Raw genomic sequence first — 16,231 nt, forward strand, 5'->3', positions numbered from 1 at the left:
CCGGTATTTTTTCGTACATTCACATATGTGTAAATCCATTATTCGGCAGAACCGACGGCGCTCAGAATCCGGTTCATATCGGCAATCAGGTCTCTCGAATAGGTTTCCGCCTCCCGGTAAATCTGTTCCGCTTCAGAGAATCTGCCGTTGTTCAGCGCATTGATGACAGAGGCGCCGTATTTGTGGAACTTCTGGTGCTTCGGGCCTAAACCTTCCCAGATGGGCAGGATATCGGGGATATCCGGGGTTATGGCATAATAGAAATGGCCGAAGCCGCATTTGGAGGAATCCAGCTGCAGAGGCATGATTTTCTGGGCAAAGACCATCTTCTTCAGGTTGCCCAGCCAGGTATTGTGCGAGGAGATGGCCGAGCGCATATACTGGGCGAATTCCTGGTTCTTCAGGTGGTAGAAAGCGTCCTTTGTCATGCCGCCCATCTGCCGGACAGTCTCGTCTAACGTCTTTTCGATTTCCACTACCGGCTCCGTGGCTTTATGCAGATCCTCCCCCACTGTGCGCATGAAATCCGAACTCTCCCTCAGCTGGCTCTGCATCTCTGTCATGGAGCTGCTGATCTCCTGGCTGAGAGCGGCGAGAGAGCTGACGGAATCGTTGATTCTGGAGACGGCAGCCTGGTTTTCATCATTCAGGGCCCAGACATTTCTGATTCTGTCGGACACGGATGCCAGAGAGTCAATGGTGCTGTTAGCGCTTTCGACACTTCTCTTAGAAGCATCTTTCATGCTTTTTACAAAATCCTCCATGCCGGATGTAAGCTTCTGAGTCTCCTCTGAAAGCTCTCTGATCTCGTTGGCCACTACGGCGAAGCCTTTCCCCGCTTCACCTGCTCTGGCGGCTTCCACGGAGGCGTTGAGCGCCAGCAGGTTGGTCTGCATGGAGATGTTGCCGATGCCGGAGATGATGCTGCTGATATGGTTGGTGATATTGAATAGCTCATCCATATTCTTCTGCATCTCCCGGGATGCTTCGATGGTCTGCTCGGAGAGATTCTTGATCGCAGTCAGCTCCTGCTGGCCGGTCTCGATTTTCTGATATACATCGTCCGTCTCGCCGGATACGCTGACAATCGTATTGGCCAGTTCCTCATGCTGGTTGCTGGCCTGGCCCATTGATGTGCCAAAAATTGTCTCTGTGGCGCTTGTCACTTTCTGGGAGATGTCGATTATCTTCTCTGTCTGGTGCTGCATCGTAAGGTCAAGGGAGCTAATCTGCATCACTGCATTGATATTCTTTTCGAACAGCTCCGCGAACTGCTTGCGTCCGGTGGACAGTCTCTGGTAGATTCCGCTCAATTCCGGTTCGGCGGAATAATCGGCGGCTTTCAGTTGTGAGACAGCCTGCATGAGGACTTTTTTCTTATTTCCAATTGCCATGGCGTTACCTTCTTTCTTTAGAATCAATCACCTCCTTTTATTATACAGTAGTTTATGCTTTTTGCAAACTATTTTTCGTGAAAAGAATTATTTGACAGCTGCGGGCAGGGTGGTTAAAATGGTAAACATAGAACATAAGGGGGGCAGGATTATGGAGAACAGACCAAAACGATTGGAATTTCATCTGGGCGGCTTCGGAAAGGCGGTTCCGCTTCTGACAGCGGCGGCTATGATCGCCTGGGCGGCTTTCAGCCAGTCCAATGTGAACGGATATGTGCTGGCTTTCTTCGCGGCGCTGGTGGCAGGCGTCCTGTTTGCTAAAGACGAGAAAGCCTATGGGGAGGCGCTGGTGTACGGGCTGGGCAAGCCCATGTTCGCGGTCATCGTGCTGTCGGTGATGCTGGCGGCAATCTCCGGCAAGCTGATTTCCTCCAGCGGCGCGGTACAGACCATTGCGGCCTATGTGGTGGCGGCCGGTCTTACGGGCAGATTTTTCGTGGCGGCCACTTTCCTTATCACCTGCCTGCTGGCCTTTGCCACGGGCACCTCGGTGGGGACTTATTTTGTGGTGATTCCCATTCTGTTCCCGGTGGGCGTGATGGCCGGGGCGGCGCCGGAATTCATGATCGGAGCCATTGTGTCCGGAGCGGCGTTCGGCGATAATCTGGGACCGATTTCGGATACGACGATTGCGTCTTCTACCACCCAGCGGGCGGATTTGGGGACGGTAGTCAGGACCAGGATGCGCTACAGTCTGCCGGCGGCAGCGGGCGCGCTGATTCTGTTTCTGATATTCGCCAGGGATACGGAGGCAGGGGAGGCGCTGGGTGGGGCCGAAGCAGTGGCGAAGCCTGTGAGCCTTGTGATGCTCATCGTGCCGGTGGTCATTATCGCGGCATGTCTGATGAGGAGACATCTGATTACGGCACTGTCTTACGGAATCCTTGCGGGGATTGCGGCAGGGCTGATTTCTGGCATCTATAAGGTGAGCGATATTGTGTCATTCCCCGGGGGTTTTTCCGTAGACGGGCTGATTATCTCTTCCGTCACGGGAACGGCGGGGACGGTGGCCATGCTGATTGCGGTGTTTTCCCTGTTGGGGGTGCTGGAGCGCAGCGGTCTGTTCGAGGATGTGGGGGCGCTGCTGTCCCGCTTCGCGAAAAGTGAGCGCAGCGCGGAAGCCACGATTGTCCTGTCCACAGGAATCCTGAGCATGGTGACAGGGGTGATTTCCGTGGCCATCGTGGCGCTGGGCGATTTGGTGAATGATATCGGGGAAAAGGCCGGGGTGGACAGGTACCGCCGGGCGAACCTGCTGGATTGTACAGGCTGTGTGTTCTGCTTCCTGGCGCCGTGGACGGTGCACTGCGTGATTCCGGCCCAGCAGACGGCCGCTTTCGGAGAGGGCTTCTCCGTGGCTCCGGCATCCGTGCCTTTTGTGAACTATTATTCTATCTGCATGCTGGTGATTCTGGCAGCGGCGATTATCACAGGATACGGCAGAAAGCGACAGACGGGGGCGGACAGATGGCGGCAAAGAAATACTATGCGGTAAAAAAGGGAAAGACCACAGGTATCTTTCAAACATGGGAAGAGTGCAGGGCTTCCGTGGAGGGATGCTCCGGCGCGGAGTACAAGGGGTTTGCGGGGCTGGAGGAGGCTGAGGCGTATCTGGGCGGCGGGCAGCGTACGGCGCCTGAAAAAATAGAGGCCGGAGAAACGGAAGACAGGGAGGATACAGGGAATGCAGCGGAGCGGGCTTCCGGGCCGGGAACGGCGGACGCCGGCAGAGGGGAGCAGGGATTCGTCAGGGACGGAGACGAAATCCCCGCCGCCGGGACGCTTCTGGCCTACGTGGACGGCAGCTATGACAATTCTCTGAAAAAATATGCCTTTGGCTGCGCCTTTATACTGCCTGACGGCAGAATATATACGGAATATGGTAATGGGGACAATGCCCAGTCCCTGCGGCACAGGAATGTGACAGGCGAGATGCTGGGGGCCATGTATGCAGTGAAGACTGCCATGATGAGCGGTTTTTCCAAAGTGGAGCTGTGCTATGACTACGAGGGCATTGAGAAGTGGGTCACCGGCGCATGGCGCTCCAAGACGGAGCTGACGGCGAAATACGCCGCGGCCATGCGGGAATGGAAGAAAAATATCACGATTTCATTCCGAAAGGTGGCGGCCCACACGAATGTGTATTATAATGAACTGGCGGATAAGATGGCGAAGACAGGGCTGCGGGAAGGAGGGGGAATCCCTAAGGTGCGCAGTCTGGTTTGATACAGCGGCTATTGCGCAGTGTTCCGTATCGGCGGACTTTTCCGGGTTTCACCGGGCGGTCTGCGTGTGGGAAAGGATTTTGGTTTACGGCGGCGTTCGGGTTTGCCGTGTAAGTCTGTCAGCGGGTATCCGCTCAGGACGTCGTTTTGGAAAGTTGAGAATAAGGTAAGAATATGGAACAAATGAGGTTGAACAAATATCTGGCCCGCTGCGGCGTCTGTTCCAGACGGGACGCGGACAAACTCATAGAGCGAGGAGGCGTGCTGGTGAACGGCCAGTCCGGGCAGGCGGGACAGCTTGTGAGCGGAGAGGACGAGATTCTCGTGTCCGGCAGGCGGGTGCAGGGCGTGCGGGAGACGGTGGTGCTGGCTTTCTACAAGCCTTTCGGGGTGACCTGTACGGAAAGGGATTCACACGCGGAGCGAATTGTGTCCGATGTGGTGGATTATCCGATCCGGGTCACTTACGCGGGGCGATTGGATAAGGACTCGGAGGGGCTCCTGCTGCTGTCCAATGACGGAGATTTGATTCAGGCCATGATGAAAGGCGCGAACCGTCATGAGAAAGAATACCTGGTTAGGGTCAATCATGAGATTACGCCGGAATTTTTGGGGAAAATGTCGAAAGGGGTCTATCTGGAGGAGCTGGATATCACCACCAGGGAGTGCCGGGTGGAGCAGGAGAATAAGTTCGTGTTCCGCATGGTGCTGACGCAGGGAGTGAACCGGCAGATCAAGCGCATGTGCGCTGCCTGCGGCTATCGGGTGAGGAGCCTGAAGCGGGTACGGGTCATGCATGTGACGCTGGGGGATTTGAGGCCGGGAGAGTACAGGGAGCTTGGCTCCGGGGATATAGAGAGGCTGTACCGGGACTGCGGTTTGCGGTGACGGGCGATAAGCGGGCATGGCCGCCGACGGAGGATTGGCGCTTTTCTGCTGGCGGGAAGCGCCGTAAACGGTCTGATGTGAGCGGGATAATAGAATTAGAAGAGTAAAGATGATGAAATAAGGATGGTTGGGAGCAAATGGCGCAGTCTGAAAAAGTGGAACGGATCAAATATCTGGTGGCGACTCTGAACGAGGCCTCCAGAGCTTACTATGCGGAAGACAGAGAAATCATGAGCAACCGGGACTACGATGCCCTTTATGATGAGCTTGCGTCTCTGGAGCGGGAGACAGGCATGGTGCTGGCGAACAGCCCTACGGTGAACGTGGGCTATGAGGCCGTGGAAGAGCTGCCGAAAGAGAGGCACGAAAGCCCGATGCTTTCTCTGGATAAGACCAAGAGCAGAGAGGCGCTCCGGGACTGGCTGGAGGGACATGAGTCGGTTTTGAGTTGGAAGCTGGACGGTCTGACGATAGTGCTGACATACCGCGGCGGGAAGCTGGAAAAGGCAGTCACCAGAGGGAACGGGGAGACAGGCGAGGTCATCACCAACAACGCGCGGACTTTTGTGAATCTGCCCCTTAAGATTCCTTTCGAAGGAGAGCTGATTCTGCGGGGGGAGGCGGTAATCAGTTATTCGGATTTCGAGAAAATCAATGCGGGGATAGAAGATGCAGAGGCGAAGTACAAGAATCCCAGGAACCTCTGCAGCGGTTCCGTGCGCCAGCTGAACAGTGAGATTACGGCGCAGAGGAACGTCAGATTCTTTGCGTTCACGCTGGTGGACGCAGCGGGGGAAACCATAAAATCCGATGGGCCAGGGGCTGGCATGGAAACGGCGGATTTCCGCAATTCCGTGGCGGAGCAGTTCCGTTTCCTGAAAGAGCAGGGCTTTGAGGTGGTGGAGCATTATCTGGTGACGGAGGAAAATATCCTGGACACCGTGGACCTTTTCGAGAAAAAGATAGAAGACTACGACATCCCTTCAGACGGGTTGGTGCTGACATACGACAATATCGCATACGGGCAGTCGCTGGGCCGGACGGCAAAGTTCCCCAGGCATTCCATCGCTTTCAAATGGGCGGATGAGCTGCGGGAGACCACGCTGCGGGAAATTGAATGGAGCGCCAGCCGGACAGGGCTGATCAATCCGGTGGCGATTTTCGAGCCGGTGGAGCTGGAGGGCACCACAGTGAGCCGGGCCTCTGTCCACAACATCAGCATCCTGCGGGGGCTCCAGCTGGGAATCGGGGACCGCATTACGGTATATAAGGCGAACATGATCATTCCGCAGATTGCGGAGAACCTGACGGCCGGGGAGGAACTGGAAAGGCTGCGCATGGAAGCCGGTGTCTCCGGGGAGGCGATTGGTATGGAGGAGCCTTTGGAAGAGGACGGAGAGGCCGCTGCGGACGAACGCCCGGAAGAAAGCGATTCCGGAGAAGCGGCGCTGTCCCGGCCGGAATGGAAACTGGTAGAAATCCCGAAAAAATGTCCGGTATGCGGCGGAGAGACGGAAATCCGTCAGGTAAATGACGTCCAGTCACTCTACTGCACCAACGAGAAATGTGCCGCCAAGCAGATCAAGGCATTCACCCTCTTCGTCAGCCGCGATGCCATGAACATCGACGGCCTGTCGGAGGCCACGCTGGAGAAATTCATCGATATGGGATTCATCCATGAGTTCGCGGATCTCTTCCATATGGACAGGTACCAGGAGCAGATTGTGGAGATGGAGGGCTTCGGCGAGAAATCCTATCGGAATCTTATGGAAAGCATAGACCGGGCGAGGCATACCACTTTGCCCAGAGTCGTGTACGGCCTCGGCATTGCCAACATCGGCGCGGCCAATGCCAAGATGCTCTGCCGCTTTTTTGACCATGATTTAAAACGGATGCAGGAGGCGGATGTGGAGACTTTGAGCGCCATAGACGGCGTGGGCGAAGTCATAGCGACAGCCTTTGTGAAATATATGCAGGATGCCGACAATCTTCGGAAAATAGCGAATCTGACCAAAGAGCTGGAGATTGAGACTCCAAAGGTGGAGGAGGGGAGCCAGACACTTTCGGGCTTAAGCTTCGTCATCACCGGTTCCCTGGAGAAATTTGCCAGCCGGGCCGATATGAAAGAGGCTATTGAGCAGAAAGGCGGCAAGGTGACTGGGAGCGTCACCGGCAAGACCGCCTGCCTGATCAATAATGATGTGACCTCTTCCTCATCGAAGAACAAGAAAGCCAGGGAACTTGGAATCCCCGTCCTGTCAGAGGAAGATTTCATGAGACAATATGGGATAGAAATTTGATGATAGAAATTCTGCGGAACTGAAAGGGAGGAAAGTAAGATGCCAATCAAGGTGCAAAACGATTTGCCGGCAAAAGAAATACTGATTAACGAGAATATATTCGTCATGGATGACCTGCGCGCCATCCATCAGGACATCCGTCCTCTGGAAGTACTGATTCTGAACAACATGCCCATCAAGCAGGACACGGAACTGCAGCTGCTGCGGGCGCTGTCCAACACGCCCCTGCAGGTGGACGTGACTTTCATAAACGTAAAGAGCCATGTGTCCCTGAATACGCCGGCCAGCCATCTGAACAAGTTCTACACGACGCTGGACGAGGTGCGGGACAGGCAGTTTGACGGCATGATCGTGACAGGGGCTCCTGTGGAGGACATTCCTTTCGAGGAGGTGGACTACTGGGACGAAATCTGTGAAATCCTGGACTGGGCACAGACCCATGTCACCTCCACGCTGCACATCTGCTGGGCGGCCCAGGCCGGACTCTACCATTATTACGGCATCAACAAGAAGCTCCTTTCCAGGAAGCTGTTCGGCATATACGAGCATAAGGTGGAGAACCGGAAGATTCCCCTGGTGAGGGGCTTTGACGATATTTTCCTGGCGCCCCAGAGCCGCCATACGGAGACGCCCGCCGAATTGATTCATGCCTGCAAAGAACTGATGGTGCTGGCGGAGTCGCCTGTGGCCGGGGTGTATCTGGCCATGGCCGAGGAGGGGAAGAAGATATTCGTCACCGGGCATCCTGAGTATGACAGGTATTCCCTGAATAATGAATACCACCGGGATCTGAACAAGGGACTGCCCATTCAGGTGCCTTACAATTATTACCCCGGAGATGACCCGAAAGAGAGGCCGCTCCTCCAGTGGCGCTCCCACAGCAACAACCTCTACAGCAACTGGCTCAACTATTATGTGTACCAGGTGACTCCCTATGAGCTGGGGAAAAGCGGAGAAGTCAGCCGCCAATAGAAACTGCAAAAAGGAGCATCCCCATATCTGCGGATGCTCTATTTTTCACGGTCTATTCTTTCACAGCCCTTGTCCCGTATTCTTCCAGCAGTTCCACATATCTGCGATAACGATCCAGCGGGCAGTCGGGAGGTGTCTGATGGTCTACGCTGGGGATGAAGCCGCCGCTCTTCATCACCGGCAGCAGACGCTCAAATTCCCCGCGCATGGCTTCAGTGCTCTGCCGCATGGTCATCTTGTCGAAAGCCCCTATGAAGATGAAATCGGGATAAGCCTCTCTCAATGCGGCCACGTCCACGCCGGCCTGGCGCTCCAGGGGAAGCACGCCCTCGATTCCTACCCGTTTCATCCAGGGAATCATCTTGCTGACATCGCCGTCCGTGTCCACGATGACCTTGGTGCCGTGTGCCTGTATGACGGGGATGACCTTGCGGTAGTAGGGGGCAAGGAATTCGTCAAAGCATTCCTCCGAGATCATCGGGCCGTTGTTATAGCTCATATCTTCGGCAAAAGTCATGAAATCCGGGGTGAGCAGTTCGTAAACCCGGTCAAGCATCTTTATCTGATAATCCGCCAGGTCATCCAGGATACGGTGGTACAGCTCAGGATAATCATAGAAAGAATACAAATGATTCTCGATTCCGAAAAGCGTGCGCGGGAACCAAAAACCGCCGTCCAGGGAGAGCCAGATGGGGAATTCTCCGGCATCGTGGCCTGCTTTTAACCTGCTCATAGCCTGCAGCGGGCCGGCAATCGCGTGTTCGGGATAAAGGTAGGGCAGTAGATTTTCGTAATCCTGTTCATCCTCCATGATAGGCCCGCCGTTGAATGCGGGCTGCGGGCAGTCCCCGGCCTTGTGGGGGAGCCAGAACTGTACATGCTGGTCCAATCCGAGAGATGGGGCCAGCTCATTCCAGGGAATTTCCGTGGAAAGCCCCTGACTGTGCCATGCATCGATGGTCTTGTCCCACCAGGAGGCCCATTCTATCATCGGCAGCCGGTCGTCAGGTTTTTCAAAGCGGAGCACGGCCTGGACGCGTTCACGATTTTTCATATCATCAATCTCCTTTGCTTTTTTCTGGAATTGATATCATGTTATCATGAATCTGTGCCCGGCGTAAATGTGGCGAGGTTATTTTTTAAAAAAATTCTCCGGAAAACAATACCATATAGTTTGCAAAAGACAGTATATTTCCAGACTGCAAACCGATACATCGGGCAAAAAAAGATGTGGGATTCACATTTTTTTATGCATATTTCACATGAAAAAAGTCCGGGCAGGCTTTCTTTTTGGAGAAAATGAAAAAAATCCTTTTTTTGTTCCGGGAAATATGATACAATCGCTTTATTACAAGAGGAATGAAAGGAGAGGGATGGCAATGGATTCGTTCAAATATTATCTTGCGATTGATATCGGCGCGTCCAGCGGGCGCCATATCCTGGCGCATCTTGAGGATGGCCGGATGGCACTGGAAGAAGTGCACCGTTTCCCCAACGGCATGGTGGAGAAAGACGGCGAGAACGTCTGGGATGTGGACGAGCTGTTTGCCCAGATTAAGCTGGGTATGAAGAAGTGCGGGGAATCAGGCAAGATTCCCGTCAGCGTGGGCGTGGATACCTGGGGCGTGGACTTCGTGCTGCTGGATAAGGCGGGCAGGCGCATCGGCAATGCGGTGGCCTACCGCGACGGGCGCACCAAAGGGATGGATGAGGAAGTATATAAGATTATTTCCGAGGATGCGCTATATGCACGCACCGGAATCCAGAAAGCAATCTTCAACACGATTTATCAGCTGATGGCCCTGAAAGTGAAGAAGCCGGAGCAGCTGGCGGAGGCGGAGACCATGCTGCTGATGCCGGATTATTTCCATTACATGCTTTCCGGTGTGGCGGCTGCGGAATATACGGAGGCTACCACAGGACAGCTGGTGAGCCCCGAGACCAGGGACTGGGATATGGAGCTCATCAGGAAACTCGGCTATCCTGAGAAGATTTTCCAGAAAATGGTCACGCCCGGCACCGTGCTTGGAGAGCTGACTCCCGAGGTGCAGGAAGAGGTGGGATACAATTGCAAGGTAGTGGAGCCTGCCACCCATGACACCGGTTCCGCTGTCATCGCGGTTCCCACGGCCAGCGATGACGCACTGTACATCAGTTCCGGCACATGGTCCCTGATGGGGACGGAGTTGATGGAGGCCAACTGCTCCCCTGAGAGCAAGGCCAGCAATCTGACCAATGAGGGCGGGTACGACTATCGTTTCCGTTTCCTGAAGAATATCATGGGGCTGTGGATGATCCAGTCCGTGAAAAAGGAAATCGGCGGAGAGCTTGGCTTCGGTGAAATCTGCGACATGGCGTCCGAATGCACCATCTCCTCCATCGTGGACTGCAATGACGACCGTTTCCTGGCTCCGGCCAATATGACCGAGGAAGTGCGGGAGGCCTGCAGGGAGTCCGGGCAGCAGGTGCCGGAGGGACTGGCCGAAGTGGCGTCCGTCATTTACAACAGTCTGGCCCAGTGCTATGCGAAGACCATACGGCAGCTGGAGGGCATCACCGGGAAGAAATATGACTGTATCCATATCGTGGGCGGCGGTTCCAATGCAGACTATCTGAATCGTCTGACAGCTAAGGCTACGGGCGTTCCTGTGTACGCGGGTCCTACAGAGGCCACTGCCATCGGCAATATCGCGGCGCAGATGATGTCGGCAGGAGAACTGGCAGGCTTGAAAGCCGCCAGGGCGTGTGTGTTCGAGTCTTTCCCTGTCAGCCAGTACCAGCCGTAGGCAAATCGGGAACAGGCAGGGAGCGGTTTCTTAGCCTGCGGCGGATTCGGAATGCTGCCGCAAAAAGAATGCCGGAAAGCCGATATCCAATAAAACGGAAACCTTAATATGAAAAAGGATTTCAATATAAAGAAAGGATGAAAAGAAATGACAGCAAAGGAAAGATTTGAATCCGCAAAAGAGATTTACGCATCCTACGGCGTGGATGTGGAAGATGCGATTAAAAAGTGTATGGAGGCTCCTGTAGCGCTTCACTGCTGGCAAGGCGACGATGTGACCGGCTTCGATCATGACGGCCCCCTGACCGGCGGTATCCAGACCACCGGAGACTATCCGGGAAAGGCCAAGACTCCCGAAGAGCTGATGCAGGATATGGACAAGGCTTTAAGCCTGATGCCCGGCAAGAAGAAGCTCAATCTCCACGCAAGCTATGCCATCTTTGAGCCCGGCGAGTTCGTGGACCGGGACAAGATTGAGCCCAGGCACTTTGCGAAATGGGTGGAGTTCGCCAAGGAGAGAAATATGGGTATCGATTTCAATCCCACATTCTTCTCCCATGACAAGGTAAAGGACGGCCTGACCCTGTCCAGCCCGGACGAGGAGACCAGGAAGTTCTGGATCGACCACGGCAGGGCATGTGTCCGCATTTCCCAGTATTTTGCGGAGGAGACCGGTGTTCCCTGCGTCATGAATATCTGGACCGGCGACGGCTACAAGGATATTCCCGCTGACCGCATGGGCCCCAGAATGAGATATAAGGATTCCATCGAGCAGATTCTGTCCGAGCCCTTTGACAAAAACAAAGTGAAACCCTGCGTGGAGTCCAAGGTGTTCGGTATCGGCGTGGAGGCATTTACAGCCGGAAGCGCTGAGTTCACGCTGAGCTTTGCCGCTACCCATGACGGCTGCCTGCCTCTGATGGACAACGGACATTATCATCCCACGGAGGTGGTATCCGACAAGATTCCCGCGCTGCTGTGCTTCTATCCGGAAATCGCTCTGCATATCACAAGGCCTATCCGCTGGGACAGCGATCATGTGGTGCTGTTCGATGACGAGACAAAAGAGATGGCAAAGGAAATCATCAGATGCGACGGTCTGGACAGAGTCTACATGGCGCTGGATTACTTTGATGCCAGCATCAACCGCGTATCCGCATGGGCCATGGGCTTCCGCAGCTGGCAGAAAGCGCTGCTTATGGCTATGTGCACTCCCAATGCAGAACTGAGGAAGCTGCAGGACGAGAACCGCATGACTGAGCTGATGGTGCAGCAGGAGGCTGTGAAGACCCTGCCTTTCGGCGACGTATGGAACGAGTACTGTGAGCGCTGCGGCGTAGTGTCCGACAAGGATTTCTATGGCGAAGTGAAGAAGTACGAGGATGAGGTTCAGCTGAAGAGATAAGTGTGGGAAGTTCATTTTTTCAGGATTATGGCCGGGGCGGCGGAGTCATTGCAGCCCCGGCCGTTTTTGCCGGTTTATGAGACGGGCGGAAAAATGGACTTCCTCTGTCAGGGTCATGGAGGTATCGCCCCGATGATTTTGGATGGCGCATGGCAGGTGTGGACGTAAAAAATGGAAGCAAAGGGGCTCGAACCCTTGGCCTCCCGCTAGTCAGGCGAGCGCTCATCCCAGCTGAGCTATGCTTCCATGCACCTATAATAACACAAATGAAAGAAAATGGGAAGAGGGAATTTTTAAAATTGAGAAAAATGAGAGGATTTTCGGGAGAGAATTCCGGGTGAGATGCAGGAACGAAAGTTACAGAGTCCCGCTTCCTCTGGTCTTGGGGCTTCTGGACTGCTCCGCCCGGCAGAAGGCGCCGAACAGCCTGGGGAGGCTGTCCTTTGGGACATGCACGCCGGTCCGGCCCCCGAATCTGTTCTTCTTCGCCGCTCAGGGAGGTGAGGCGGGAATTAAATGCCATTTATATAGTATAGCATATTTTTTGGGGATTGGTGTGTAGTTTTGGGATTCTCTCAGGATGAGGCGGCTTATGGATTGGGGGACAAAGGCCGATATCCTAAGTAACCGTATTTAAGCGGAAGACTGCTATGCTCAAGACAGCCCCGGTTTTCCGATTCGCCCAAGAGGAGCATATACGGCTGGCGGTCTGAAAGCTGTTGTAGTGATAGTGGCTTTGCTGCAGTTTTACGTGAATTCCAATGACGTGCAGTATGAAGAGGAGGAGAGAGCAATGGGGGATTATGTGAATGGTATGTGGAAAGACAGCACAGGCAATGGGAATCCTGTGAACTTTAAGGGGAAATGGGGGGAGCACATCTTTACGGAAGAGGAGATACGGGCGCTCCTGAACGGGGAAGAGATATGTTTTGGATACAAGGGAAGAGATATTCGCGGTCATATACAGTATTGCTCCTATAATGGAAAGGAATATATAGGATTCAAGCCTGATTTCGACAAAGCATACGACAAAAAGCCTGTCTTCAGAGGCTCCACGTTCCGGCTGGACATGCGCAAGGAAGACATCATGGCCGAATTCATGAGGCGGAACTACTACGCGCGGCTGCGGAATGACGACAGGACGGAGATTGCATATCGGAGAATCGTCGACCAACAGGAACAGCGGGCCGGGGTAGACGTGGAATACACCCGGAACGGGAGGACATGTCTGGTTGATGAAAAAGCGCAGATGGACTACATCTTTAACGATGCGCCCCTGCCCACTTTCGCGCTGGAAATCATGGGAGTGAAGGGGGCGGAAGGGTGGTTCGTCAAGGATGGCCTGAAGACACAGTACTATATGTTCATCTGGCCTCATGCGGAGGGCGATTCGCTGACTGTGGACAGTATCCGATACGCGATGTACGCCTTTGTGGAGAAAAAGGCGCTGCAGGACGCGGTGGAAAAGCGGTACGGAACGAAAGAGGAGCTGACAGAATGCGCCCGCCGTATCATGGCAGGCAAAATCGGCTATGAAAAGGGCAACAGAGTCTATTATAAGGAGAAGCCCTTTGACGCGGAGGGCTACCTGGTATACACGAAAAAGCCGGTGTCCGGCCAGGAGGGCAAGGCGGAAGAGCCGGTCAATCTGGTGGTAAGCCGCCGCTGGATCGAATCCCTGGCGGAGGAGTACGGAACCGTGAGACCATGAGCCGACCACAACTGAATCAGCAGCACAGCGCCAGAGCGTATAGAAGACCAGTCTGTACGCTCTTTCTTTTGCCTGGAAACAGCAAAACACATTTTTTCTGCCGGATTGTGCTTCCCTGAAATCCGAGAGCATATTCAGTGTAACAGATTCCCCGGGACAGGTCTGCCAATCAGACATGGAAAATTCAGCAACTCCCGGTTGCGCGAAAAAATGCAGTGCAAAATTCCCCACACGCCTGCAATCCGGCTCTTGACAAGCGGCCTGCGCCATGATAGGATAAGAGACAAATCAACATAAGAAAAAGCGATGACGGAAACAAGTAGCATAAAAATCGCAGACAGAGAGAGCGTCACAGGGTGGAAGACGCTTATGTGGATTCTATGTGAAAACCATTCCTTAGCTGCAATGCTGAAAGTAGACGTAAGCGTTGCCGTACACCTGCGTTAAAGGTTAGGATTTGATGGAATCTGAAGTGAAAAATTAAGGTGGAACCGTGCAATGGGCACCCTTAAAGGTATGCGACACATATCTTTGGGGGTGCTTTTCTTATGTGGATTAATAATCTTAAAGAAAGGAAGAGAAAAAATGAAGATCAAGATGAGAGACGGTTCCATGAGAGAGGCGGCCTTTGAGGAGGAGCTGGGGAGGGACGCGTTCCGGCATACCACGGCCCATATCCTGGCCCAGGCGGTAAAGCGGCTCTATCCGGACGCGAAATGCGCCATCGGCCCGGCGATTCCGGAGGGGTTCTACTATGACTTCGAATTCCCGTTCCGGTTCTCGGAGGAGAATTTCCCGGAAGTGGAAGCGGAAACGCGGAAGATTGTGAAAGAAAATCTCCAACTGCGTCAATTCACGGCAGACCGGAAGTGGGCCCTGGAGGAGATGGAAAGGCGGGGCGAGGATTATAAGGCGGAGATTCTGTGCGGGCTGCGGTCAGAGGAGCAGATTAGCTTTTACAGGCAGGGAGAGCATCTGGAGATGTGCGCCGGCCCCCATGTGGCCTATACCAGCGCGGTCAGGGCGTTCAAGCTGCTGTCCGTGGCGGGGGCCTACTGGCGCGGCGACGAGAGGAACAGGATGCTTACCCGGATCTACGGCACGTCCTTTCCGGATTCCAGGATGCTGGAGGAATATCTGAACCGCCTGGAGGAGGCGAAGCGCAGAGACCACAGAAAGCTGGGCAGAGAACTGGGGCTGTTCGCGCTGCTAAAGGAGGGGCCTGGTTTCCCTTTCTTTCTTCCCAGGGGCCTGGTTTTGAAGAATCTGCTCATCGACTATTGGAGGAGACTGCATGCCAGGGAGGGGTACCGGGAGATATCCACGCCGGTGATCTTGAACCGCGGGCTTTGGGAGACTTCCGGGCATTGGGAGCATTACAGGGATAAGATGTACGCCACGGTGATCGACGGGGAGGACTACGCCATAAAGCCCATGAGCTGTCCCGGCGGCATGCTGGTATACCAGATGGAGCCCCGTTCCTATCGCAATCTCCCCATGCGGGTCAGCGAGCTGGGGCTGATCCACAGAAACGAGAAGTCGGGAACCCTCCACGGACTCATGCGGGTGCGCTGCTGCACACAGGACGACGCCCACATCTTCATGATGCCGGAGCAGATCCAGGAGGAGATTAAAGGGGTGGCCCGGCTGATAGATGAGGTATATTCGAAATTTGGTTTCCAATATCACGTAGAACTGTCAACCAGGCCGGAGGATTCCGTGGGGAGCGATGAGGACTGGGCGATGGCTACCGACGGCCTGCGGAATGCTTTGGAGGATTTAGGGCTGCCCTATGAGGTGAACCCCGGGGACGGGGCGTTCTACGGCCCGAAGATTGATTTCCACCTGGAGGATTCCATCGGGAGGACATGGCAGTGCGGAACCATCCAGCTGGATTTCCAGCTGCCCCAGCGTTTCGGGGCGGAATACATCGGGGAGGACGGGAAGAAGCACCGCCCCATCATGATACACCGGGTGGTGTTCGGCTCCATCGAGCGGTTCATGGGTATCCTGATAGAGCATTACGAGGGAAAGTTCCCGCTGTGGCTGTCCCCGGTACAGGTGAAGGTGCTGCCTGTTTCGGATAAATATATGGATTATGCGCGGGAGATGGAAAGCGCCATGAAGAAGGAGGGCCTGCGCTGCGAGACGGATGCCAGAGGGGAGAAGATAGGCTGCAAAATCAGGACGGCGCAGATGGAAAGGGTGCCCTATATGCTCATCGTAGGCGAGAAGGAAACCGGAACCGGAGACGTCTCTGTCCGGAAACGGGAGGAGGGCGACCTGGGGAGGATGCCGCTGGAGAGATTCCTGGGAATGCTGAAAGAGGAAGGAATCTGAGCGTTGGACACTTTATCAGCCATGTGGCAAGCAGGATTCCGGATTCTCGGAAAAACGCAAGGCTTCTCGAAAACAACAAAAAACAAAATAAACCCACAAAAATATTAAGGGAAATAGTGCCAGATTTATTGACATTTGGATAACATAGGCA

Annotated in this window: 11 protein-coding genes, 1 tRNA gene and 1 other annotated feature; of the genes, 9 read left to right on the forward strand and 3 right to left on the reverse strand. The window is 54.4% G+C overall.

Annotated elements, in window-relative coordinates; translation table 11 throughout:
* Positions 1 to 38: 38 nt before the first annotated feature.
* Positions 39 to 1,394 (reverse strand): methyl-accepting chemotaxis protein, encoded by a 1,356-nt coding sequence (locus NFS35_RS11800; RefSeq protein WP_251207332.1) that lies wholly within the window; start codon positions 1,392 to 1,394, stop codon positions 39 to 41.
* A 151-nt stretch (positions 1,395 to 1,545) separates the two neighbouring features.
* Here NFS35_RS11800 and NFS35_RS11805 point away from each other — a divergent pair, with 151 nt between their 5' ends.
* The 5 genes from NFS35_RS11805 (at position 1,546) to metA (ending at position 7,839) form a co-directional block, all read left to right on the forward strand.
* Entirely contained in the window at positions 1,546 to 2,949 is a 1,404-nt protein-coding gene (locus tag NFS35_RS11805) for a Na+/H+ antiporter NhaC family protein (protein ID WP_251207333.1), read from the forward strand.
* Complete coding sequence (locus tag NFS35_RS11810) at positions 2,922 to 3,680, forward strand: ribonuclease H1 domain-containing protein (RefSeq protein WP_251207334.1); 759 nt, start codon at positions 2,922 to 2,924, stop codon at positions 3,678 to 3,680. Before NFS35_RS11805 ends, NFS35_RS11810 begins: the two co-directional genes overlap by 28 nt.
* A 182-nt stretch (positions 3,681 to 3,862) precedes the next feature.
* A complete protein-coding gene (locus NFS35_RS11815) occupies positions 3,863 to 4,567 on the forward strand; it encodes a pseudouridine synthase (RefSeq protein WP_251207335.1) in 705 nt (234 codons plus the stop codon).
* A 137-nt stretch (positions 4,568 to 4,704) separates the two neighbouring features.
* Complete coding sequence (locus NFS35_RS11820) at positions 4,705 to 6,867, forward strand: NAD-dependent DNA ligase LigA (protein ID WP_251207336.1); 2,163 nt, start codon at positions 4,705 to 4,707, stop codon at positions 6,865 to 6,867.
* A 39-nt stretch (positions 6,868 to 6,906) separates the two neighbouring features.
* Positions 6,907 to 7,839 (forward strand): homoserine O-acetyltransferase MetA, encoded by a 933-nt coding sequence (gene metA / locus NFS35_RS11825; RefSeq protein WP_251207337.1) that lies wholly within the window; start codon positions 6,907 to 6,909, stop codon positions 7,837 to 7,839.
* Between the two features lie 52 nt (positions 7,840 to 7,891).
* Here the strand turns inward: metA and NFS35_RS11830 are convergent, their stop codons facing one another.
* A complete protein-coding gene (locus NFS35_RS11830) occupies positions 7,892 to 8,893 on the reverse strand; it encodes a uroporphyrinogen decarboxylase family protein (RefSeq protein ID WP_251207338.1) in 1,002 nt (333 codons plus the stop codon).
* 325 nt (positions 8,894 to 9,218) lie between these two features.
* Here NFS35_RS11830 and rhaB point away from each other — a divergent pair, with 325 nt between their 5' ends.
* Both rhaB and NFS35_RS11840 read left to right on the forward strand, forming a co-directional pair.
* Positions 9,219 to 10,625, forward strand: coding sequence for a rhamnulokinase (gene rhaB / locus NFS35_RS11835; protein ID WP_251207339.1), 1,407 nt, complete (start codon positions 9,219 to 9,221; stop codon positions 10,623 to 10,625).
* A gap of 147 nt (positions 10,626 to 10,772) precedes the next feature.
* Positions 10,773 to 12,029: an L-rhamnose isomerase gene (locus NFS35_RS11840; RefSeq protein ID WP_251207340.1), complete on the forward strand. Its 1,257-nt coding sequence runs from the start codon at positions 10,773 to 10,775 to the stop codon at positions 12,027 to 12,029.
* Between the two features lie 172 nt (positions 12,030 to 12,201).
* On the opposite strand, the gene NFS35_RS11845 is transcribed toward NFS35_RS11840, so the two are convergent.
* Positions 12,202 to 12,275 (reverse strand) — tRNA-Val (locus tag NFS35_RS11845).
* Positions 12,276 to 12,753: 478 nt separating this feature from the next.
* Here NFS35_RS11845 and NFS35_RS11850 point away from each other — a divergent pair.
* Positions 12,754 to 13,740 (forward strand): hypothetical protein, encoded by a 987-nt coding sequence (locus NFS35_RS11850; RefSeq protein ID WP_251207341.1) that lies wholly within the window; start codon positions 12,754 to 12,756, stop codon positions 13,738 to 13,740.
* A 297-nt stretch (positions 13,741 to 14,037) separates the two neighbouring features.
* Positions 14,038 to 14,253: a binding site (T-box leader), on the forward strand.
* 72 nt (positions 14,254 to 14,325) lie between these two features.
* Positions 14,326 to 16,080, forward strand: coding sequence for a threonine--tRNA ligase (thrS, locus tag NFS35_RS11855; RefSeq protein WP_251207342.1), 1,755 nt, complete (start codon positions 14,326 to 14,328; stop codon positions 16,078 to 16,080).
* Positions 16,081 to 16,231 lie beyond the last annotated feature (151 nt).

The sequence above is a fragment of the Acetatifactor aquisgranensis genome, from assembly GCF_943193215.1.
In the GTDB taxonomy this organism is placed as follows: Bacteria; Bacillota; Clostridia; order Lachnospirales; family Lachnospiraceae; genus Acetatifactor; species Acetatifactor aquisgranensis.